Below are 22,190 nucleotides of genomic sequence, written 5' to 3' on the forward strand. Positions count from 1 at the left end.
TACCGGCACCTGCCTGCCGGTAAAATCAAGCCGCTTGATTGAGCGGCTTTTTTAAGCATTTTAAACACGATAAACGCTTCTCTGGTGACAGGTTTTTTCAGGATTAATGGAGAGCGTGGATCGCAGGTGCTCTTGAGCGGCGGCACAATGTCGCAGTAAAGGAGCCGGATGCGCTTTTATCGTGCCCCGGCCCCGAACAGCAAACACTGGCATCACAGAATCGTATGACTCTCTGGCGCTATGACGGTAGCATGGTGCAATGCCACTAGCCGCTACGGTTAATGCTCTCGTTTTATTCTTCCGTTTTTGATTCAGGTTAATTCAAGCAATGCATCATGAGTAATCACCCTCTGTTCAACGATTATTCCATCCCTTTGTCTGTGACGCTGGCCGCCACGATCGGGCTGGAAGATGCAGTCTTACTGACGATTATCAACCAGGCTGCGATATTACAGCCCGACAGCCACCATCAGGGTATCCGGCTGGCGCGTGATACCGTGCGCCAGCAACTGCCTTTTTGGGATGATGTGACGATTCGCCGTACGCTGGCAAGCCTGGTAGACAAGGGGCTTATTCGCTTGCATGGCCCGATGTACCCGGAAAGCGTTGAACTGGTACTGAGTTTTGAACACAGCCAGTCGGCCGCTGCAGCACCGGCCCGACCTCTGGGTGGTGCTAGCGCAGTACCGATGGCACAGGGAATACCAGCCGCCCATGCTCACCACAGCATTGGCCAGGATTGGCAGCCCAGTGCGGATACACTGACCCGACTGCAACAGCATGGTATTCCGGCCAGTTTTATTTGGGCCCAGCGGGATGTCTTTTTATTACAAGGGCAAGAGCAAGGGGCTAACCGGAACGACTGGAATACCCGCTTTTTCCGCTTCGTCAAAAAACAGTGGGTATACGCCCAGAACGACGCCGAACGTCAACGGCTGCAGCAAGAAGGCCAGCTGAACCGCAGTGGTTTCAGTGTTGCCAGTGACGAAGCCGCTCCCATTGGCCATCAGTGGCGCCCCAGTGAAGATGCCTTGCAGATATTGCAACGTTCCGGGATTGAACAGCAGTTTATTGATGATGCCGTGGCGGAATTTATCCTGTACTGGCGTGAGCGGGGCGATGCGCTAAAAACCTGGAACAGCAAGTTTATCCAGCACATTCGTCAGCAATGGGCGCGTTATTCGGCGGCGGTGGAACATTCGACCGTACCCTTGCCGATTCCCAGCGACTGGCAACCCTCGAGCGACTGTTACGATATTCTCTCCATGGCACATATCGACCCGCAATTTGCCCGTGAACGGGTAGCCGAATTTGTGCTTTACTGGCGTGATTCCCGTCAGGTACACAACAGCTGGAACAGCCGCTTCTTGCAATACATCAAACAGCAATGGGCGCGGCAGCTGTCACAACCGACCCCGTCGACAACATCAGGAGGCAAGAATGGACAAGCAGCTGCTGAACCGGACTACACAACAGTTGAAGCAAGTTTGCGCCGACTCAACGACACCAGCTGGTGAAGGGCAAAAAGCCGCCAACACCGAGCAGAAATCGGCCTTGAACCAAATGTTTGAGCTGTTTCGTTTCAACTACCACAACCAGTTTCTCAAAGCCTTTCCCGATGCCGCGACCCTGATCACTGCCAAGCGCTTGTGGTCCCGGCTGCTGGTGGATTACCCGGCCAGTACGATCCTGGCGGCCGCGGAGCGCGCCGTTAAGGAATCCAGCTATTTGCCCAATGTCCATGAAGTGATTTCTCGTTGTGACCTGGCAGGGGAGTTGGGCGTACCGGATGCTCATGCCGCGTATATTGAAGCCTGCCGGGCGCCTTCGCCGAAAAAAACCTTCGCCTGGAGTCACCCGGTGGTGTATTTCGCCGGACGGGCCAGTGACTGGTTTTTTCTTGCCAATAATGCGGAATACAAAGCCTTTCCGGTATTCAAACGTAACTACGACCTGCTATTGCAGCGGCTGCAACAGGGCGAGGATATTCAGCTGACCATTGAGAAAGCACTGCCAGAAACCAGCGAACGGCCATTGGCGCGTCAGCAACAGCAAGAAAAACTGCAGCAGCTGAAATCCTTGCTGTGATGTGGTTGTTTCAGAGTGTTTCAGGATGTATTTGTTGTAGCCAAGAAAAACCCTGAAATATCTTCTGGAAATAAATAGACGTTACCGTACTTGTTACGCCGTTTTTTCTCTAACATAAATATGTACATTAGAGGATTCATCACCAAATTTCCGTTCCTGAAACTCCAGGTAAATCAACGATCTAACCAGTTTTCCGAGTTTTTCAAAACCATAATTTCTTGGATCAAACGAGGGTGTTTTCTTATTGATATATCCTCCAACCGCTGATAACGGTGACCAGCCATCATCTTTGGATACAGCGTTAACTGCATCGATAATAATTCTTTTTAATTCCGGGTTGCCGGATTCATCCTTGGCGTTTTGATGTTCAGATTTTCTTAACACTTCTGTATATACAAATTTGTCACATGCGGCTACAAATGGCTCTGGTGTTTTCTTTTCGCCAAAACCATATACAACCAATCCACTTTCGCGAATCCTGTTCGCCAGCCTGGTGAAATCACTATCAGAAGAAATCAGGCAAAAACCATCAAGCCTTCCCTCGTGTAACAGATCCATTGCATCAATAATCAGAGATGAATCCGTGGAGTTTTTACCTTGTGTGTAACTGAACTGCTGTATTGGTTGGATCGCGTACTTGTGAAGGTGTGGCTTCCAGCTTTTCAGATTGGTTGTCGTCCAATCTCCATATGCTCGTTTCACACTGGCTACACCAAATTTTGATATTTCCGCCAATAGTTCTTCGCAGATTGCAGCCTGGGCATTGTCGGCATCAATGAGTACAGCCAACCTATCGTTTTCTGACATTCTTCTTGTCCTTTCTGTTTAGCCGTTTTGTTTCTTCGAATGCGCATTTTTCAAGTAGCCTTGACACGTAAAACGACAGTACGCCAAGGCAATGCTTTATCATTCAGCTATTCAAGCTAGCAGCCACTGAAAAAACGCGCAACCTCTGTTCTGGTTGAATACCCAGTGACCTGTCCCTGTAAACGCCCCTGTAAATTTATCAGGGTTTACAATACCGAGGCTATTCTGACCTTGGCGGAGATTGCCGCCTTCACGACAGCTTTTCCTCTTTCTCTGTTGCGGCTGGGACCTTTCAAGCTGCTTGAGCCTGTATCTGCAACACCAAACAACAGCCATAAAAAAACCCGGCCGAAGCCGGGTTATAACGAGAGTTCGTTTATCACATCTTAGTGATCCTGAGCGGCGCTGGCGCCTTTAGGAACACGGATGCTTTCAACCATTTCTTCAATATGTTTCGGTACTGGTGCTGTCATGTTGGTGACAACAAAAGCAACCACAAAGTTGATCAACGCACCCAGAGCACCGAAGGCCTCAGGGGATACTCCCAGGAACCAGTTATCTGGAGTGTTTGGCAACATCTCGGTACCGGCAACAAAGAACCAGCCTTTGTAGACGAAGATATAAACCAGTGTTGAAACCAGGCCTGCCAACATACCGCTTACTGCACCGGTGTTGTTAATCTTGCTGCTGAAGATACCCATCATCAAGGCCGGGAAGATAGACGCGGCAGCCAGACCAAAGGCCAGGGCAACTACCTGAGCGGCGAAGCCAGGAGGGTTCAGGCCAAGGTAGCCTGCGACCATAATGGCACCGGCCATGGCAACACGAGCGGCCAGCAGTTCCTGTTTCTCTGTGATATTCGGCATGAAGGTGCTTTTCAGCAAATCGTGCGAGATAGCAGAGGAAATGGCCAGCAACAAACCAGCGGCTGTAGACAGTGCTGCAGCCAGACCACCGGCAGCAACCAGAGCGATTACCCAGTTAGGCAGGTTAGCGATTTCAGGGTTGGCCAGTACCATGATGTCACGGTCAACTTTCACCATTTCATTACCTTCCCAGCCATAAGATTCGGCTTTGGCAGCAAATTCAGGGTTTTGATCGTTGTAGTACTGGATGCGGCCATCACCGTTTTTGTCTTCAAACTGCAGCAGACCAGTGGTTTCCCAGTTTTTGAACCAGTCAGGACGTTCGGAGTATTCCAGGTTGGCTTGTGGATCACCAACGGCAAATTCAGGATTCTGGATGGTGTTGGTCAGGTTCAGACGAGCCATGGAGCCAACCGCAGGGGCCGTGGTGTACAGGATGGCAATAAACAGCAATGCCCAGCCTGCAGACTTACGCGCATCAGATACTTTAGGAACCGTGAAGAAGCGGATAATAACGTGAGGCAGACCGGCTGTACCAAACATCAGTGACAGGGTGTACATCATCATATTGAAGGTGCCGCCTTTCTGGGCGGTGTATTCCGCAAAGCCGAGGTCAACCAGGGTCTGGTCAAGCTTGATCAGCAGGGGAGTGCCGTCGGCAGTATCACCCATGAAACCGAGTTGTGGGATTGGGTTGCCAGTCAGGTTCAGGGAGATAAAGACCGCAGGTACGGTGTAAGCAAAGATCAGTACACAGTATTGCGCGATCTGGGTGTAGGTAACGCCTTTCATACCGCCGAGTACGGCGTAGAAGAATACAATCGCCATACCGGAGTACAGGCCAGTTGCATAATCAACGTCGAGGAAGCGGGAGAAAGCCACGCCGATGCCTTTCATTTGACCAATTACATAGGTCAGGGAAGCAACGATCAGGCAGACAACCGCAACGATACGGGCTGTTCTGGAGTAGTAACGATCACCAATAAAATCAGGCACGGTAAACTTGCCGAACTTGCGCAGGTAAGGTGCCAAGCACAGAGCCAGCAGTACATAACCACCGGTCCAGCCCATCAGAAAGATAGACGCGTCGTAACCTTTAAATGCAATCAGACCGGCCATGCCGATAAAAGAAGCAGCAGACATCCAATCAGCACCGGTTGCCATACCGTTAGCGACCGGGTGAACACCGCCGCCAGCAGAGTAGAATTCGCCAGTAGTACCCGCTCGGGCCCAAACTGCAATACCCATATACAGGGCAAACGTAAGACCTACAACAATGTAGGTTAAGGTCGTGAGATCCATTATTGATTCCTCAGCTATTTATTTTTATTAGTCGTCAACGCCGAATTCACGGTCGAGATCACGCATTTTTTTAGCGTAATAAAATACGATTGCTAGGAACACGTAGATTGAACCTTGCTGTGCAAACCAGAACCCCAAGCCGACACCACCCACCGGGATATTGTCGAGTAATGGCCGTAGCAAAATACCGAATCCATATGAACAGACAGCCCAGATAACCAGCAGCACCTTCATCAAGTTGATGTTTCTGCGCCAGTAGGCTTTTTTATCGTCTTCAGACTTGAAAGACATAACCCCTCCTAATTGTTATTTTATAGGTCAGTTGTAACCTATCAGTTAAGTTCGATTGGGCAATAGATAGACCTTGGTATTAGCTTCGGGATAAATCGGAAGTTTTTTGAAAACTTCAATAAAATCAATAAGTTAAATATATTTTTTAAAAGGCTATACCATGGTCGCAAGTGATCGCTGGCGACCTTGCCGTAGGTGGCATGGAGAGACCGGAAAGATGACCGCTGCGGTTAAAAGACCAGAATTCAGTCATAACGGCATGGTGTCGTCGAACAGCCAGAGGCCTGGCCCGGCGCAAGGAGAGAATAATTGATGGCAAAACAAGCGGATGGTGGCACTGAGGGAATGGCTGGCAGCAGTATGAACTGGCGGCAATTGTTGTTGCCGCTGCGTTATGGCGAAACCCAGGCCCGGCTGGCGCTGGATATCGGTCGAACGCCTTTTCACAAGGATTATGACCGTATTATTTTTTCATCGGCGTTTCGGCGCCTGAATCGTAAAACCCAGGTGCACCCCCTGACTGAGAACGACCACTTGCACAGTCGCCTGACGCATTCATTGGAAGTGGGGTGTGTGGGGCGCTCGCTGGGCAGCATGGTAGGAAATGCCATGGCGCATCAACTGCCGGAATTTATGGATGCCGGAGACCTGGGAGCCTTGGTACAGGCGGCATGTCTTGCCCACGATATCGGCAACCCTCCTTACGGCCACAGTGGAGAAGAAGCGATCCGGCACTGGTTTATGGATGCACAGAACCGGCATTTTCTGGAAGACCTGACGGTGGCGCAGCAGGCTGACCTGATGACGTTTGAAGGTAACGCCCAGGGGCTGCGGCTGGTCACTCAGGTGGAATACAACCGTTTCAAGGGGGGAATGCGGCTGACCTATGCCACCTTGGGGACGTTTCTCAAATACCCCTGGAGTGTGATGGAAGTAACCGAGGGGCGGGCGAAAAAATTTGGCTGTTATCAGTCAGAATTGCCGATCTTGCGTGAAGTCGCCGCGACGTTGGGGTTGTTGCCGCGTGGTGAAGATCGTTGGTGTCGTCACCCTCTGGTGTATCTGGTCGAGGCCGCCGATGATATTTGTTATGGGCTGATTGATCTGGAAGATGGTGTGGAAGTTGGCCTGCTGCAGTACCACGAGGTTGAAGCCCTGCTCAGTCCATTGCTGGTGGATCAGTGGGAGCAGGTGCAGGAAGATATTGCCAATGAAGACGGCGATCGCCGCAAGCTGCAGATTTTACGCGGCTACGCCATGGAGGTGATGGTGCAGGCTGTCAGTGCCAGTTTTACACGCCATGAAGCACAATTGCTGCAAGGGAACCTGGCCGGCGGCATTATCGATTATTGCCCGCCAGCGGTACGCCAGGTGGTGGCGGATGCCAAGGAACTGGCCCGTCAGCGTATTTTCCGCGACGGCCGCAAGTTGACCATTGAAATTGGCTCGTACACCACATTGGGGGTGCTGCTGGAATCCTTTCTCAGTGCGGCGCGGGAATGTGCCTTGGGTCAGGCCGCCACGTTTCGGAATACGCGCTTGCTGGCGTTGATGGGCGGTTCTGCCCCCAAGCCTGGCTGGACCCTGTATGAAAGTTATATGCGTACGCTGGATTATATTTCCGGAATGACCGACACCTTTGCCGCCAGTCTGGCCCGGCAGCTTGAAGGCTATAATCCGCCGTCCCAATAGTCGGTTGGTTATGGTTACCGCCTGCTTGTTAATAGTTGCCGGGTTCAATAGGGGGAATGGGTGGTTTATGCTTGGTTGCTGGTCGCGCAAGTAGCGAGAGCAGTGAGATCGGTTAAGACGGCAGGATAAAAACAGAAAAACCGGCCAACCTGTTTCAGGTTGGCCGGTTTTGTTTTAGTCAGGCAACGTTCGTTGCCCGGTGAAGCCTGATGGCCGGTTTATTAGTAGCCAGTACAGGTTTCTGTGCTGTGGTTGCAGCCATTGGTATCGATCAAGGTTTGAGTCGAGTACTCAGTAACCGGCAGCTTGCTCAGGGATTCACCGTTGTCGGTCAGAAGCGTCATATAGTCAACGAAGCTCTGGGCATACTCAGTGAAAGTATCCACATAAGCGTCACCAGTGATGGTGCCAAATGTGGTGTAGCCATCCTGGCCTGCCGCAATGTAGTTATTGGTTACGACGGTGTAGGTGGTCGCCAGATCCATACTGCTCCAGTCGCCTGCGCCACGGGAGTTGACTTCAATATTGCTGAAGCGGCTGCCTTTTTCCTGAGTCAGGTCGACATCAAAACGCAGGCCGTAAGCGTAAGGGTAGGCACCGGTTGAACCGTCGGTATCCAGTGTGTAATCCAGCGCGTCTTCCAGTACATCCTGAATTTGTTGGCCGGTCATATCCAGCGTTACCAATGTGTTGGCAAAAGGCATCAGGGTAAAGGCATCGGCAATGGTGGCGTCGCCAGCAGCCAGATCATCACGAACACCACCGCCATTCTGAATGCCGATATCCGCGGTTGGTGTGACGGTGACAAAACCCTTGGCGACCTGACCGGTAATATCAGAACCGTGGGCGCTGGTGGCTGTGACGTCACAGATGTTGGAGCGGCCTTGACCAGGAATACGCTCGAAACACATATCTTCAGCGATAGTGCCGATAACGGTTTGTTCCAGTATTGAGGTCTGTTCGTCGTATACGGCCAGCAGGTCGGCGGTAACAGAATCTTCCTGAGTCAGGACGATTTCGTCATGGGCGGTCAAAGCCTGGCTGATGGCAAAGGCCGAGTTGCCGCTCAGCGTGGCATCTTCACCAGTGCTGTCTTCATATTGGTAGCTGTTGGCAATCGGCATGTATGGCTGGCCTTCACAGGCGCTAACCACACCGTCGGCGTCGAAGCTGACCGTCAGCTTGCCCAGCAGGTGGGCGTATTCCCAGGCTTGTACCACACAGACAGTTTCGCCGTCGGCGTTGGTCACGACGGTTGGGTATTCAGCGACCGAGGAGCCAACTCCGACGCTGGCAAAGGTGTCATCGCCGAGCAAGGTGTGGGAATCACCACCCACAATCACGTCAACACCGGTCAGTGCTGCGGCCAGCGTCAGGTCATTGTTGTACTGGTAGTGGGTCATCAGCACGATTTTGTTAACGCCCATACCTTCCAGCTCATCAATATATTGCTGTGCGGTAGTGGTTTCGTCGAGGAATTCGGTGCCGTCATCAGGGAATGAGGAGTTTTTGGTTTTATTGGCAATATCGATACCGATAACACCAATTTGCTCGCCGTCACGTTCAAAGATCTGGTAAGGCTGGATCTTGTCCTTGATGGCTGAGTCATCGTGAGGCACGACGTTGGCTGCCAGCGTCGGGGTTTCGCAAGCAGAGGCGTTCAAGGCATCGATAAAGACTGCAAGGCCATCATCACCATTGTCGAACTCGTGATTACCCAGTGCGAAAGCGTCGAAGCACACCTGGTTCATCATTTCGGCATCGGCCAGACCATTAAACAGCGAGTAGTAAAGTGTTCCGGTGACGGCATCACCAGCATGCAGCTTCAGGACATTGTCACTTTGGCTGGCAAGGGTGTCGAACAGGGTCACCATCATCGGGAAACCGCCGTAAGTGACCTCTACTTCGGCAATGTCCGAACCGTCTGTCAGGCTGGTGTCCAGAGTCAGGCCGGAGACATCAAAGTCAAAGGTGTCGGCGGCGATGTGTGAGTGGTGATCATTCATATGCAGAATGGTCAGGTCGATGGCTTTGGCAGTTGATGCATCGGCACCATCTTGACCGTCTTGGCCGTCAGTACCGTCCTGGCCGTCAACACCATCAGTACCGTCCTGGCCGTCAACACCATCAGTACCATCCTGGCCGTCTACGCCGTTAACACCATTGGTGCCATCGATACCGTCGACACCATCTTTGCCATCACTGCCATCGCTACCACAGGCTGCCAATGAAATGGCCAATGCCAGCGTGGATAATCTGAACAGGTTCATGTCCTTTTCCTCTGAATAGTATATAGGGGTCGTCGAAAGCATAGAAATGTAAGTAAATTTGATGAATTTACCATTACGGAGATGTGATTTGTAAATGACACTTATTCAAAGAAGAGTGCGTAGGCGGGAACCGGGCAGCGTCTCTGCTGAGACGCTGCCCGTGGAGTGGCTGTGGGGATCAGTGCGCCACGGTCATGGCTGGGCAACTTTGTTTGTTGACTTGTTTGCCGTCCTTGTAGGTTTCCAGGTGAATATCAAATCCCCATAAATAATTCAGATGTTTGAGTACTTCATGTACATCCTCAGACAGTGGGGTGCCATCCTGCATGGTGTGGCGTAATGTCATCGAGCGATCCCCTTGCAAATCGACTGCCCAGACCTGGATATTGGGTTCCCGGACTGACAAGTCGTACTGCCGCGCCAGCATTTCCCGAACCTTGCGATAGCCGCTGTCGTTATGAATGGCTTCAACCTCGTAGTGGGCTCGTTCATCGTCGTCGTAAATACTGAAGAGATGAAACTCCCGCATCAAGTGCGGCGACAGGAACTGCTGGACAAAACTTTCATCCTTGAAGTTGTGCATGGCAAAGTGCAGGGTTTCCAGCCAGTCTTTACCGGCGATATCCGGAAACCAGTCGCGATCTTCTGCGGTGGGGTTTTCGCAAATGCGCTTGATGTCCCGGAACATATTGAAGCCGAGGGCGTAGGGGTTGATGCCGGAATAGTGTGGAGAATCGAAGCTCGGTTGATGCACCACATTGGCGTGTGACGCCAGCACTTCCATCATAAAGCCGTCGGTGACCTTGCCTTCATCGTACAGGTGATTCAGCAATGTGTAGTGCCAGAAGGTGGCCCACCCTTCGTTCATCACCTGAGTCTGGCGTTGCGGGTAAAAGTACTGCGAAATCTTGCGTACGATACGCACCAGCTCACGCTGCCAGGGGGCGAGCAGAGGGGCGTTTTTTTCGAGGAAATACAGCAGGTTTTCCTGTGGTTCTTCCGGGAATTTACGCGGTTTGTTTTTGACTTCATCAGTGCTGTGGGTCGGCAAGGTACGCCAGAGGTCGTTGATTTGCCGTTGCATCTGGTCTTCCCGTTCTTCCTGGCGCAACTTTTCTTCGGCGGCGGAGATCGGCCGTGGCCGACGATAACGATCGACGCCGTAGTTTTGCAGGGAATGACAGGCATCTAACACTCGTTCGACTTCTTCGTTGCCGTAACGTTCTTCACACTTGCGGACGTAGTGCTTGGCAAACATCAGGTAGTCAATAATGGAGCTGGCATCTGTCCAGGTCTGGAACAGGTAATTACCCTTGAAAAAGGAGTTGTGACCGTAACAGGCGTGGGCAATCACCAGCGCTTGCATCGGCATGGTGTTTTCTTCCATCAGGTAGGCGATACAAGGATCGGAGTTGATAACGATCTCGTAGGCCAGACCCATTTGTCCGCGCTGATAGCTTTTCTGGGTGGCGAGAAACTGTTTGCCGTAAGACCAGTGGTTGTAGCCAATCGGCATACCCACCGAGGAATAGGCATCCATCATTTGTTCGGCACTGATGATTTCAATCTGGTTGGGGTAGGTATCGAGACCGTAGCTTTTGGCAATGCGGGCGATTTCCCGATCGTAGTCTTCCAGCAGGGCAAAGCTCCAGTCGGAATCGGTCGACAGGTACTCACGCTGGTCTGTCGCTGGTTTTGGGGTCATACCGCCTCCTTATAACGCTCTTTGGCGAACAGCTCCCGGAAGACCGGAAAAATATCGCCGGGATTGCGGATCTGGGCTGTTGCAAACTGTTGGCTATAGGCTTTGGCGACGCTCTGATAGGCGTACCAGAGTGCCTGGTGTTCATGGGGCGTGATTTCGATATAGGCAAAGTGCTGAATGGCGGGTAACAGCTGTTCGGCAAGAATACTGGCGCACAGCGGTGAGTCGTCATCCCAGTTGTCGCCGTCGGATGCCTGGGCGCCATAGATATTCCAGCCGCCACTGAGGTAGCGTTCCTGGACAATGTTATTCATCAGCTTCAGTGCGCTGGAGACAATGGTGCCGCCGGTTTCTCTGGAGTAGAAAAACTCTTCTTCGGTGACTTCCTTGGCGCTGGTGTGGTGACGAATAAAAACAATCTCGATGTGTTCGTAGTTCTTTTCCAGAAACAGATACAGCAGCAGGTAAAAACGCTTGGCCAGATCCTTGACGTCCTGAGTCATGGAGCCGGAAACATCCATCAGGCAAAACATAACGGCCTTGCTGGTGGGGGTGGGCACCTTGATCTGGTTGCGATAGCGCAAGTCGAGCTGGTCGATAAACGGCAGCCGTTTGAGTTTTTTCTCCAGCGAGAGAATTTCTTCTCGCAGGGCGTTGATCTGATCGGCGTTGCTGTCGCCTGCGCCGTCGGCCAGCAAGGCATCGATGGTGGCGGTCAGTTCACGAATCCGGCGGCGTTTGCCTGCGCCCATGCCAATACGACGGGCGTGGGCATTACGCAGTGACCGTACTACCGAGAGGTTGTTGGGGGTACCTTCGGAAACAAAGCCGCCGCGCCGGGTCTTGAACTCTTTTGACTGCGACAGGGTTTTCTTGATCATGTTGGGCAGTTCGAGGTCATCGAACAGGTATTTGAGAAACTCCTCCTTGGTAATAAAGAAGCGGAAGTCGTCTTCACCTTCCCCCTGATTGCTGGCTTTTCCTGAGCCGGAGCCGCCACCACCACCTTTGGGTTTTTCCAGCTGGTCGCCGGTGTTGAATTCCTTGTTGCCCGGAAATACCCGGTGCTGCTTGCCGCCCTGACCATGGCTGATAACCGGTTCGTGGGTGTTGCGGGTCGGGATGCTGATCTGCTCGCCGCGTTCCATATCGGTGATGGAACGGCGCGTTACTGCATCTGCAACCGCTTCCTTGATGTGCTGGTTATAGCGCCGTAAAAACCGTTGCCGGTTCACCATGCTCTTGTTTTTGCCGTTCAGGCGTCGATCGATAATATAAGACATACAGTGTCTCCACTCGTCAGAAGCTTCCCCGTGAAGCGTGGCCCTGCGTTTGCGGCACTCAGCCGCGCAGCAACCGTTTATGCTGCTGCACGGGGTTCACCGGTTACTGGGACTTGCGTACACGCAAGTACCATTCGGATAACAGGCGAACCTGTTTCTCGGTATAGCCTCGTTCGGTCATGCGGGCGACAAAGTCGTTGTGCTTTTTCTGATCCTGATGGGAAGATTTGGCAGAAAAGGAAATAACCGGCAGCAGATCTTCGGTGTTGGAGAACATTTTTTTCTCAATCACCGAGCGCATTTTCTCGTACGACTGCCAGGATGGATTATTGCCATTATGGTTGGCTCTGGCGCGCAAGACGAAATTGACGATCTCGTTACGGAAATCTTTTGGATTGCTGATACCTGCAGATTTCTCGATTTTTTCCAGTTCTTCGTTGATCGAGACCCGATCCAGAATTTCACCTGTTTCCGGGTCGCGGTACTCCTGATCCTGAATCCAGAAGTCGGCGTAGGTGACGTAACGGTCAAAAATATTCTGGCCGTATTCGGAATAGGATTCGAGATAGGCGGTCTGGATTTCCTTGCCGATAAACTCGACATAATCCTGGGCCAGGTATTCTTTCAGGTAGTTAAGGTAGCGGTTGTGGGTTTCTTCCGGGTATTGCTCCTGTTCTATCGCCTGTTCGAGGATATACATCAGGTGCACCGGATTGGCGGCCACTTCGGTGGCATCGAAGTTGAACACCTTGGATAAAATCTTGAAGGCAAAACGGGTGGATATGCCGTTCATGCCTTCGTCGACACCCGCGGCATCCCGGTATTCCTGCAGCGACTTGGCTTTCGGATCGGTGTCCTTGAGATTCTCGCCGTTATAGATACGCATCTTGGAGTAGACGCTGGAATTCTCAGGCTCTTTCAGTCGTGACAATACGGTGAATTTGGCCAGCATTTTCAAGGTGTCGGGGGCGCAGGGAGCGCTGGCCAGAGAGCTGTGTTCGAGCAGTTTTTCGTAAATCTTGACTTCTTCATCGACGCGCAGGCAGTACGGTACCTTGACGATATAGACCCGGTCGAGGAAGGCCTCGTTGTTCTTGTTGTTCTTGAAGGTCTGCCATTCGGATTCGTTGGAGTGCGCCAGAATCACGCCTTCGAAGGGAATCGCGCCCATGCCTTCAGTGCCGTTATAGTTACCTTCCTGGGTGGCCGTCAGCAGCGGGTGCAGCACCTTGATGGGAGCCTTGAACATTTCGACAAATTCCATCATCCCCTGGTTGGCGCGGCACAAGGAGCCGGAGTAGGAATAGGCGTCTGGATCGTCCTGGGGAAAATCTTCCAGTTTACGAATATCGACCTTGCCGACCAGTGAGGAAATATCCTGGTTGTTTTCATCGCCGGGTTCGGTTTTGGCCACACCAACCTGGTCGAGGCTGGAGGGGTAGAGTTTGACGACTTCGAACTTGCTGATGTCGCCGCCCATTTCATGCAGGCGTTTGACTGCCCAGGGCGACATGACGCGACCGAGATAGCGACGTGGAATGCCAAAGTCTTCTTCCAGAATCTCGGCGTCTTCGGCCGGGTCGAACAGCCCCAGTGGTGATTCAAATACCGGTGAGCCCTTGATGGCGTAAAACGGTACATTCTGGATCAACAGTTTCAGACGTTCTGCCAGCGAGGATTTACCTCCGCCCACCGGCCCCAGTAAATACAATACCTGTTTGCGTTCTTCGAGGCCCTGGGCGGCATGACGGAAGTAGGACACGATGCTTTCGACCGCTTCTTCCATGCCGTAAAACTCGTTAAAGGCTGGATAACGCTTGATGATCTTGTTGGAGAAGATGCGGCTGAGCCGCAGGTCCTTGGACGTGTCTACCAGTTGTGGCTCACCGATGGCTAATAACAAACGTTCGGCGGCGGTGGCATACACACTCGGGTCTTGTTTGCAGAGATCGAGGTAGTCTTGCAGGCTCATGACTTCTTGCTGAGTGGCCTGGTAACGATCTTGATAGCGGCTGAATACACTCATTTGGCACCTCTTCGGCTGATAAATATCGTTGTTCAGTTGATGTCCAGAACGGCGGCGTTCCTCTTTTTGATTCGGTTTTCAGATGCAAAGACCCGTGTAAACAGGCCTTTAAAACGGGTTATCTTTTACTTTGGCCAGACAGTAATCGATTGGTTCAGTCCGGCGGTGGTGGCTGATGAATGATGTGTTGATACAGAAAATGTCATGCATCGAGTGTGCCGTAACAGCGTGGACTTGTTTGAAAATGCGTGGTCTGACACGAACGGCAGGCCGGTTTGCGACCATAAAAAAGCGTCTGACAAGCAGGCAGGGGTGGCTCTGCAAGTGGTAATAAAACGGTCGTCAGGGCAGAGACAACAGCGTTTCAGCAGCGTTGGCGAGAGAGCAGGAAGGTCAGGGAGGTAAAGAACAGAGGGACGGCAAATTCAAAAGGCGAGAGCAAGCAGACGCTGACCATGGGCAACGCCTGTTGTTGTCATATCATGATTGGCAGTGGCGAACTAACTGCGCTGGCACAATTCCGGGCAGGCGATTTTCCACATTTCGTAACCGCCTTTCAGGCTGTATACCGCTTCGTAGCCTTGTTCAGAAAAAAACTGCGCCACGCCTTGGCTGGAGTTGCCATGGTAGCAACAGACGATCAGGGGTTTCTGCTTGCTGGTGGCGGCAATAAACTCGTTGAGGTTCTGGTTGTCGACCCGCTGTGCCGCGGTCATATGACCGACTTCGTAGCTCATTGCGTCACGAATGTCGGCAATCTGGACATCGTTATTGGCGATCATGGTTTTGGCGTCTTCCGCGCTGATTTGGGTAAAACCGCTCATCTGTTACTCCTTTTTATCGGTGGTTGCTGTCATCAGGCTCAGGGGTGAGCCGGCACGGCATAACGCTGCCGGTTGTCCAGGCGCATGGCTGTAAGAGAACCACCCCAGACACAGCCGGTGTCAAGGGCATCAATTCGAGTATGGTTGACTTCGCCGTTAAGGGCCGCCCAGTGACCAAAAACAAGGCGTGTTTGGGTCTTGCTTGCCTCAAACCAGGGCATAAAACCGGCGGGAGCACTGTCGAGTCCTTCTTTGGCGCTGAAATCCAGGCGGTTATGGGCATCGATAAAGCGCATACGTGTCAAATAATTGACAATTGCACGCCAGCGATTCGTGCCGGTGAGGTGTTCATCCCACTGATCTGGCTTGTTACCGTACAAGGAATTCAGCAATTGCGAATACTGGTCGCCCTGTAATATCTGTTCGACCTCACTGGCCAGTGTCTTGGCGTGTGCGGCGGACCAGAGCGGTGGAATACCCGCGTGGCTCATGCACCATTGCTTGTCTGCACTCAGGTGTACCAGTGGGCGGTGCCGGAGCCAGTACATCAGTTCGTCGCGATCCGGGGCCGTCAGTACCGCGTCGAGGGTGTCTTTTTTGCTTTTGTGGTTGTTGCCGTAATAACGCGCCAGCAGGTGCAGGTCGTGGTTGCCAAGTACGGCGACTACACGGTCGCCGAGGGATTTGGCCCAGCGCAGCACTTCCAGACTTTGCGGGCCACGATTGACCAGATCTCCGGCGAGCCAGAGCTGATCGTGCTGAGGGTCAAACTCAATACGATCGAGCAAGCGCTGAAGGGGTTCATAGCAGCCCTGGATATCACCAATGGCGTAAGTGGTCACGATTTGCCTCTCTGCTTGTCTGTGGGCATTGGCCGGTGTTGTGTGCCTGTCTTGCCCGGGCTGGTTATTGGTCGGTATCAGAATCTGTGTTCAATATCTGTCGATTGTATCGGTTGCTGTCGCTGGTGTTGTCTCAGGTGCTGTATCGGTATTCGGGACGGCATAAACAACCTGTATTGCCGTCCATCACTGCAGGTTTGGGCCAAGAGGGTTAATTCAGGGCAAAGGTGGTCGCCAGGGTGAACACCGGAATATTGGCATGAAACAGGGTGCCATCATCCGCTTCCATAACGTAATAGCCTCGCATGCTCCCCACCGGAGTGCTTAATACTGCTCCGGATATGTAGTCGAACTGTTGTCCAGGGGCGATGTTGGGCTGCTCGCCGATGACTCCTTCGCCTTTGACTTCCTGCACATCACCATTGCCATTGGTAATAAACCAGTGGCGGGTTTTTAACGTGGCACCCTGCTTTCCAATATTGCTGATATAAACCTTGTAGGAGAAGACAAAACGTTCATCTTCCGGGTCGGATTGCTCTTCCAGGTATTCTGGCAGTACATTCACCATGATGGTTTCATTCAATTCCATTGTCTTTCTCCGCTTGCTCTGTCAGCTGCGATACGGCATCAGAAATACGAACGTACTCTTCCAGTGTCAGTACTTCCGGGCGCAGCTGTGTGTCGATACCCAGTGCTTGAAGCTGTTCGGCACTGATGAGCTTTTTTAATGTATTTCGTATGGTTTTACGGCGCATGCTAAAGGCTTCACGTACAACGCGCTGTAGCATTTTTGTATCTTTTGCAACGAGAGGCAGTTCTTTGTAGGGCGTCATTCTGACAATGGCTGAATCCACTTTGGGGGGCGGGTTAAATGATCCCGGCCCCACCACAAACAGCAGTTCTACCTTGCAGTAGTACTGCGTCATGATGCTCAAGCGGCCATAGTCCGACGTACCTGGTCGGGCTGCCAAACGCTCGACGACTTCCTTTTGCAACATGAAATGCATGTCTTGCACCAAGGTGTGGTGGCTGAGCAAATGAAAAATCAAAGGCGTCGATATATTGTAGGGCAGGTTGCCAATAATGCGCAGGCGCTGGCCATCGTTGACCAATTGACTGAAGTCGAATTTTAACGCATCGCCTTCATGAATCTGAAAACCGGGGTAGTTGAAAAACTTGGTGCGCAGGATTGGAATCAGGTCGCGATCCAGCTCGACCACGTTCAGCTTGCCTGTGGCTTCCAGTAACGGCTCGGTAATGGCTCCCATTCCGGGACCGATTTCGACCAGGCAGTCATCATCCTTGGGGTAGATGGCATCAACGATTTTGCCAATGACGTAAGGATCATGGAGGAAATTCTGCCCAAAGCGTTTACGGGCCTTGTGGCCGTGCATGTTATTGGGTTTGGGATGACGGCTCATGCGGGTTTGGCTCCAGCGGTGTGGCGGCTGTTGGCCATGTGGGCTGCCACGGCGATGGCCGTGTGCAAGCTGCCGCTGTCTGCCTTGCCGGTGGCGGCCAGGTCGAGGGCGGTGCCATGGTCAACAGAAGTACGAATAAAGGGCAGGCCCAGCGTAATGTTGGCGGCGCGGCCAAAGCCATGAAACTTCAGCACCGGCAGGCCCTGGTCATGATACATGGCGAGGGTGGCATCGGCGCCAGCCAGATGTTTGGGGGTGTACAGGGTATCGGCGGGCAGTGGCCCAACCAGATCGATACCTTGCGCTCGAAGTTGGGCCAGCGTTGGCTCGATAATATCTTGCTCTTCGTGACCGAGGTGACCGTTTTCTCCGGCATGGGGGTTGAGGCCCGCGACCAGGATACGAGGTCGCACGCAGCCAAAAAAGGTTTTCAGGTCATGATCCAGGATATGGATCACCCGGCTCAGGCGTTCCGGGGTAATGGCATCCGCCACTTGGCGCAGCGGCAAGTGAGTGGTCACCAGTGCGACGCGTAAATCGGTGGTGGCCAACATCATGACGACTTCTTCAACGCCGGCAAAATCCCGGAAATATTCGGTATGGCCACTGAACGGAATACCGGCATCGTTGATGATGCCCTTGTGTACCGGCGCGGTGACGATGCCGTCCCAATGACCTTGCTGGCAGCCTTGTGCGGCCATGGTCAGGGTGGCCAGAACGTACGCGGCATTGGCCGGGTCAAGTTCACCGGCCACGGCAGGTTGTTGCAGGGCAACGGCCTGTACGTACAGGGTGCCCGCGGGCGTTGGAGTGGCCGCGGTGGCCGGATCAAAGGTTGCCAGCGTCAGTGGCAAACCGAGCAACTGTGCCCGTTCGGCCAATAGCTGCGGGTCGGCGATCACGACCAGTTGGTGCTCACTGCCTTGTTGGGCCAGCTGAATACAAAGGTCAGGGCCAATGCCACCGGGTTCACCGGCGGTGATAGCCAGGCGCAGGGTCATGCCGGCTCCTTGATATCGACGTACGCTTCGGTGCGGATTTTACGTAGCCACAAGGGCAGCTCTTCTTCAAAGCGGCGCGAGTACAGTAACTGACGTACCTGATTACGCTGCATTTCCTTGCCGATATCACTTTGGCGTTGATCCTGTACTTGCAGAATGTGCCAGCCGAACTGGGTTTCAAACGGTGCGCTGATATGGCCAACCTGGGATTGCTGCATGGTGGTATCGAACTCTGGCACCATGGCACCCGGGCTGACCCAGCCAAGGTCTCCGCCTGCGGCACCGCTGCCAGGGTCATCACTGAACTCCTTGGCCAACACGGCGAAGTCCTGCCCTTGTTGCAGGCGCTGATAAAGCTGGTTGATCAGGGTTTCAGTGTCGCTTTCACTGCGTAATTCGTTCGGGCTGACGAGAATATGGCGCACTTGATACTGGGTGATCATCTGGCTGTTACCACCGCGTTTTTCCAGCACTGCAACCAGGTGATAACCACTGGAGCTGCGGATTGGATCGGAGACATCACCAATAGCCAGGTCTGGTACGACGGGTGCAAAAATACCGGGTAACTGGCCTTCTTTACGCCAGCCGAGATCACCACCCTTGAGGGCATTGCGGCCGTCGGAATCGGCAATGGCGACATCGCTGAAGTTGGCACCGCCACGAATGCGGGACGCCAGGCTGCGGGCTTTCAACTCGGCTTTTTGCAGGTCGCTGGCGTTGGCGTCAGCAGGGATGGATACCAGTATGTGGCCAAGACGGTATTCGGCAGCGGAGGCCATTTTGCCCACTTCGGAGGCGAGGAAATAATCCACATCCTGATCGGTAATCTGGATGGTTTCGCCGACCCGGATGCGCTGCAAACGGCTGGTGATCATCTCGGTTTCAATCTGCGCCCGGGCAGTGGCAAAGGGAATACCTTCGGCTTCCATCGCCACCCGGAACTGCTCCAGATTCATCTTGTTCTGGGCGGCAATACGTTGCAGGGAGTCGTTCAACTGGGCATCGCTGATACGGATACCAATCCGCTTGGCCAGTTGCAGCTGGATGCTTTCCTCAATCAGGCGATCCAGTACCTGTTTGCCCAGCACGGCGTCTTCCGGCAGGTTGGCGCCCCGGTTCTGGTTGCGGACATTCTGGATACGTTGCTGCAACTGGGACGCCATAATGACGTCATCGTCGACAATCGCCACCACATGGTCAATCAGTACTGGCTGGGCCTGGCTCAGCGTGCTGCCGAGGGTAAGAAAAAACAAAAAAATCAGCTTGTTAATAGTCATGGTATTGCCGTTTGGAGTAACCCTTGATGCTGTTGCTTATGGTGGCGTCGGTGCCACCCCCCAGCGTGCTGAGACCTTTGAGCTGAATACTGAACATCAGACTCTCGGTCTTTTCGGTACTATAGCTGCTGTCGTCGTCGGCTGTCGGAGAATACTCCTTGTACAGCACTTGCAGACGCCAGCAACAATTCTGATATTCAAATCCGGCCAGTGCTTCGAGTACGGAGCTGACCGGGCGACGCTCGTCTGCAGGATAGTCTTTCATGTCCTTGAGTACGCGCCCGGTCAAGGCCCAGCTGTCATTCAGTGCCCAGTAAGCACTGACATCGGCCTGATAGAGATCGGTTTCAATGTCACCGCTGTCGGAATCCTCACTTTGAACCTTGTTGACTGAAAGGTTCAGCATGCGGTTGTTGCCCGGTGTATAGCCTGCGCCAAAACGGTGCTGACGAGCATAATCGCCGTAGGCGTCCCACTCCAGCGTCTGATTGAGCCGCCAGTGATCACCGGGCCGCCATTCCACTTCGGCGATAGTGCTGGATGTATTATTGCTGTCATTGACTTCGTCACTGTCGAGCAGCACCTGGCGTTCGTCACCGAAGTAGACCCGGCCAAGACTGAAGCGCAGCCATTCGTCGCCACTTTGATCGATAATCCGGCTGGTGATGCCGAGGCTGACCTGTTCCAAGTCGGCAAGCCGGTCAGAGCCGATAAAACGATCGCCGACAAACAGGCTGTCGTAGGTGACGCTGGTGACCTTGGTATCAAAGGCCGGAATGTCATCCTGACCGGACTGGTAAGGGCTTTTGACCCAAAACAGTCGAGGCTCCAGCGTTTGTGTCTGATGTTCATTAAACCAGTGTAACGACCGTTCGAAAAACAGGCCGGAATCAAGGCTGTAACGGGGAACGCCGTAGTTGATCGTGTCATCGTAATCAAAGCTGTCTTGACTGCTGAGACGGTAATAGCGGTAGCGATAACTGGCTTCTGGCTGAAGATAGCTGTACGGCTGTTCGAAACGCCAGGCGATGGTGTTGTCACTGACCAGTCGACGGCCATTCAGTGAATCGAAATCCGTCAGGGTTTGTTCCGTGCCATCGATTACGGCGCTGTTATCCCGCTCAAAACGGGTCGCTTGCAAACGGCTGCTGACCTGCCAGCGGTCGTATTGTTGCCGGTAATCGAGTGTGGCTTGCGGCAGGCGTTTGTAGGGCCGGTCTTCGAGGTCAATGCTGTCGTCAATGGTCTGGAACCCTTCGACCAGGAGATCCAGCTGCCAGGCGTCTTTCTGGTAGCTCAGTAGCCCCATTCGCGGCAAGTGGGTGGTGCGGTCGATGGTGGCCGAGGAGTTCAGGTCGGACAGGTAGTCGTCATCGCTGACATGGTTGTAGATCCAGCGATGTTGCCAGTGTTGGCCAAACTTGCCGGATTGCTGGTAATTGATCAGCCAGCGTTCACTATCTTCCGTGGCATCCTGATCGATATAGGCGTAGTTCAGCTCACCATCGCCGAATAACCCGGTTTTATGACGCAGCTGGCTTTCCCACAACCAGCCACGCTGATTGAAGTAATGGGGCGTAATGGTGGCATCCAGGTTGCTGGCCAGATTCAGGTAGAACGGCATTTTCAGCTCGTCCAGCCCGGCGTCGCCACCAAGAGAGAAACTGGGGTCGAGAAAACCTGTGGTGCGGCGGTCATCAATCGGAAAGCGGTAGTAGGGAATATAAAAAACCGGTACGTCCATCACTTCCAGACGGGTATTCCAGGCGCTGCCGACACCGCGTTCCTGATCCAGATAAATATTGCTGGCGGCAATACGCCAGTCGTTCTGCCCGGGTTCGCACCAGGTGACGGTGGCTTCATTCAGCTCAATAGTCCCTTCCGAGCGGGTGATCATGCGGGTGGCGGTGCCGCGCATATGGCGAGCGGGCAGAGCATAGCGGGCGTTTTGCAGGACCAGCTCGCTGCTATTCGTGCTGTCGGTGCTGTCTGGGCTTGTTGCCGTATCGTTCAGACGCTCGCGAAAACGGGCGCTGTCACTGTGGACGGTCACTTCATTATTCAAAAAGCTGACATCGCCTTCAAATTCGGCCTGACGCAAGTCCGCATCCCAGTACGCTGACCGGCTCTTTAAAACGTAATCTTCCCGCTGCATGATGACGTCGCCAGTAAACTCTGCGTTGCCAAGACGATCAACAAAGGCTTGCTCGGATTCTGCTTCGAGACGGCCATCAGGTACAGGTTGCAAGGTATTGGGCAAATAACGCCCGGAGCAAAACGATGGCAGGTCGGCCTGCTCGGCATCGCTCAGCAATGCCCGCGGGTACCAGTTCAATGCCGGTGTGTCCGCCTGGACGGAGACACTGGTGATCATACTGGTCGCGGTCAGGCACAGCACCGCCAGGAACCGCTCGGAGCTGCCCAAAAGCGCCAGACGCGCTGGCAGAAACGACACCCGGATGGGGAGCCGCTGGAGGGATATTGCATCTGAATGT

17 protein-coding genes are annotated in these 22,190 nt (G+C 53.2%); 3 read left to right on the top strand and 14 right to left on the bottom strand.

All coding sequences use genetic code 11. From position 1 onward, the window contains the following. The first annotated feature begins 335 nt into the window (after positions 1-335). Together Q8W22_RS12635 and Q8W22_RS12640 are read left to right on the top strand one after the other, a co-directional pair. Positions 336-1,517 carry a DnaT-like ssDNA-binding domain-containing protein gene (locus tag Q8W22_RS12635; protein WP_303432640.1) on the top strand — a complete coding sequence of 394 codons (1,182 nt, stop codon included), beginning with the start codon at positions 336-338 and terminating at the stop codon, positions 1,515-1,517. Further along, on the top strand, positions 1,441-2,088 hold the full coding sequence (locus Q8W22_RS12640; RefSeq protein ID WP_303432638.1) for a replication protein P: 648 nt from the start codon (positions 1,441-1,443) through the stop codon (positions 2,086-2,088). Before Q8W22_RS12635 ends, Q8W22_RS12640 begins: the two co-directional genes overlap by 77 nt. Before the next feature lie 93 nt (positions 2,089-2,181). On the opposite strand, the gene Q8W22_RS12645 is transcribed toward Q8W22_RS12640, so the two are convergent. The 3 genes from Q8W22_RS12645 to Q8W22_RS12655 all read right to left on the bottom strand — a co-directional run bounded on the left by Q8W22_RS12645 (position 2,182) and on the right by Q8W22_RS12655 (position 5,354). Then, entirely contained in the window at positions 2,182-2,895 is a 714-nt protein-coding gene (locus tag Q8W22_RS12645; RefSeq protein ID WP_305452564.1) for an NYN domain-containing protein, read from the bottom strand. 386 nt (positions 2,896-3,281) lie between these two features. After that, on the bottom strand, positions 3,282-5,063 hold the full coding sequence (locus Q8W22_RS12650) for a sodium:solute symporter family protein (protein ID WP_305414182.1): 1,782 nt from the start codon (positions 5,061-5,063) through the stop codon (positions 3,282-3,284). Between the two features lie 27 nt (positions 5,064-5,090). After that, positions 5,091-5,354 carry a DUF4212 domain-containing protein gene (locus tag Q8W22_RS12655; RefSeq protein WP_303432632.1) on the bottom strand — a complete coding sequence of 88 codons (264 nt, stop codon included), beginning with the start codon at positions 5,352-5,354 and terminating at the stop codon, positions 5,091-5,093. A gap of 312 nt (positions 5,355-5,666) precedes the next feature. On the opposite strand from Q8W22_RS12655, the gene Q8W22_RS12660 reads away from it, so the two are divergent. Next, entirely contained in the window at positions 5,667-7,046 is a 1,380-nt protein-coding gene (locus Q8W22_RS12660) for a deoxyguanosinetriphosphate triphosphohydrolase (RefSeq protein ID WP_303432630.1), read from the top strand. Positions 7,047-7,267: 221 nt separating this feature from the next. On the opposite strand, the gene nadN is transcribed toward Q8W22_RS12660, so the two are convergent. The 11 genes from nadN to Q8W22_RS12715 form a co-directional block, all read right to left on the bottom strand. Next, the gene (gene nadN / locus Q8W22_RS12665) at positions 7,268-9,316 is read right to left on the bottom strand and encodes an NAD nucleotidase (protein ID WP_305452566.1); all 2,049 of its coding nucleotides are present in this window, start codon (positions 9,314-9,316) and stop codon (positions 7,268-7,270) included. 178 nt (positions 9,317-9,494) lie between these two features. Further along, positions 9,495-11,021 carry a SpoVR family protein gene (locus Q8W22_RS12670; RefSeq protein ID WP_303432628.1) on the bottom strand — a complete coding sequence of 509 codons (1,527 nt, stop codon included), beginning with the start codon at positions 11,019-11,021 and terminating at the stop codon, positions 9,495-9,497. Beyond that, positions 11,018-12,304: a YeaH/YhbH family protein gene (locus Q8W22_RS12675; protein WP_303432627.1), complete on the bottom strand. Its 1,287-nt coding sequence runs from the start codon at positions 12,302-12,304 to the stop codon at positions 11,018-11,020. The genes Q8W22_RS12670 and Q8W22_RS12675 overlap by 4 nt, the downstream gene beginning before the upstream one ends. A 103-nt stretch (positions 12,305-12,407) precedes the next feature. Further along, positions 12,408-14,330 (bottom strand): PrkA family serine protein kinase, encoded by a 1,923-nt coding sequence (locus Q8W22_RS12680; protein ID WP_303432626.1) that lies wholly within the window; start codon positions 14,328-14,330, stop codon positions 12,408-12,410. 500 nt (positions 14,331-14,830) lie between these two features. Then, a complete protein-coding gene (gene glpE, locus Q8W22_RS12685; RefSeq protein ID WP_303432625.1) occupies positions 14,831-15,154 on the bottom strand; it encodes a thiosulfate sulfurtransferase GlpE in 324 nt (107 codons plus the stop codon). Positions 15,155-15,192: 38 nt separating this feature from the next. After that, positions 15,193-15,996, bottom strand: coding sequence for a symmetrical bis(5'-nucleosyl)-tetraphosphatase (locus Q8W22_RS12690; RefSeq protein ID WP_305452569.1), 804 nt, complete (start codon positions 15,994-15,996; stop codon positions 15,193-15,195). Between the two features lie 211 nt (positions 15,997-16,207). Further along, positions 16,208-16,585: a Co2+/Mg2+ efflux protein ApaG gene (gene apaG, locus Q8W22_RS12695; protein WP_303432623.1), complete on the bottom strand. Its 378-nt coding sequence runs from the start codon at positions 16,583-16,585 to the stop codon at positions 16,208-16,210. Next, positions 16,572-17,417: a 16S rRNA (adenine(1518)-N(6)/adenine(1519)-N(6))-dimethyltransferase RsmA gene (rsmA, locus tag Q8W22_RS12700; RefSeq protein ID WP_303432622.1), complete on the bottom strand. Its 846-nt coding sequence runs from the start codon at positions 17,415-17,417 to the stop codon at positions 16,572-16,574. Before rsmA ends, apaG begins: the two co-directional genes overlap by 14 nt. Continuing rightward, positions 17,414-18,418, bottom strand: coding sequence for a 4-hydroxythreonine-4-phosphate dehydrogenase PdxA (gene pdxA, locus Q8W22_RS12705; RefSeq protein WP_305452571.1), 1,005 nt, complete (start codon positions 18,416-18,418; stop codon positions 17,414-17,416). Before pdxA ends, rsmA begins: the two co-directional genes overlap by 4 nt. After that, positions 18,415-19,695, bottom strand: coding sequence for a peptidylprolyl isomerase (locus Q8W22_RS12710; protein ID WP_303432620.1), 1,281 nt, complete (start codon positions 19,693-19,695; stop codon positions 18,415-18,417). Before Q8W22_RS12710 ends, pdxA begins: the two co-directional genes overlap by 4 nt. After that, positions 19,685-22,150, bottom strand: a complete 2,466-nt coding sequence (locus Q8W22_RS12715) for an LPS-assembly protein LptD (RefSeq protein WP_305452573.1) — start codon at positions 22,148-22,150, stop codon at positions 19,685-19,687. Before Q8W22_RS12715 ends, Q8W22_RS12710 begins: the two co-directional genes overlap by 11 nt. Positions 22,151-22,190: the final 40 nt, after the last annotated feature.

This window comes from Oceanobacter sp. 1_MG-2023 (genome assembly GCF_030689025.1).
Lineage (GTDB): Bacteria > Pseudomonadota > Gammaproteobacteria > Pseudomonadales > Oceanobacteraceae > Oceanobacter.

Bases quoted from the DNA above. Each gene is read 5' to 3' on its own strand.
- Q8W22_RS12635 (WP_303432640.1), top strand. From the start codon at position 336: ATGAGTAATCACCCTCTGTTCAACGATTATTCCATCCCTTTGTCTGTG.
- Q8W22_RS12640 (WP_303432638.1), top strand. From the start codon at position 1,441: ATGGACAAGCAGCTGCTGAACCGGACTACACAACAGTTGAAGCAAGTT.
- Q8W22_RS12645 (WP_305452564.1), bottom strand. From the start codon at position 2,895: ATGTCAGAAAACGATAGGTTGGCTGTACTCATTGATGCCGACAATGCC.
- Q8W22_RS12650 (WP_305414182.1), bottom strand. From the start codon at position 5,063: ATGGATCTCACGACCTTAACCTACATTGTTGTAGGTCTTACGTTTGCC.
- Q8W22_RS12655 (WP_303432632.1), bottom strand. From the start codon at position 5,354: ATGTCTTTCAAGTCTGAAGACGATAAAAAAGCCTACTGGCGCAGAAAC.
- Q8W22_RS12660 (WP_303432630.1), top strand. From the start codon at position 5,667: ATGGCAAAACAAGCGGATGGTGGCACTGAGGGAATGGCTGGCAGCAGT.
- nadN (WP_305452566.1), bottom strand. From the start codon at position 9,316: ATGAACCTGTTCAGATTATCCACGCTGGCATTGGCCATTTCATTGGCA.
- Q8W22_RS12670 (WP_303432628.1), bottom strand. From the start codon at position 11,021: ATGACCCCAAAACCAGCGACAGACCAGCGTGAGTACCTGTCGACCGAT.
- Q8W22_RS12675 (WP_303432627.1), bottom strand. From the start codon at position 12,304: ATGTCTTATATTATCGATCGACGCCTGAACGGCAAAAACAAGAGCATG.
- Q8W22_RS12680 (WP_303432626.1), bottom strand. From the start codon at position 14,330: ATGAGTGTATTCAGCCGCTATCAAGATCGTTACCAGGCCACTCAGCAA.
- glpE (WP_303432625.1), bottom strand. From the start codon at position 15,154: ATGAGCGGTTTTACCCAAATCAGCGCGGAAGACGCCAAAACCATGATC.
- apaG (WP_303432623.1), bottom strand. From the start codon at position 16,585: ATGGAATTGAATGAAACCATCATGGTGAATGTACTGCCAGAATACCTG.
- rsmA (WP_303432622.1), bottom strand. From the start codon at position 17,417: ATGAGCCGTCATCCCAAACCCAATAACATGCACGGCCACAAGGCCCGT.
- pdxA (WP_305452571.1), bottom strand. From the start codon at position 18,418: ATGACCCTGCGCCTGGCTATCACCGCCGGTGAACCCGGTGGCATTGGC.
- Q8W22_RS12710 (WP_303432620.1), bottom strand. From the start codon at position 19,695: ATGACTATTAACAAGCTGATTTTTTTGTTTTTTCTTACCCTCGGCAGC.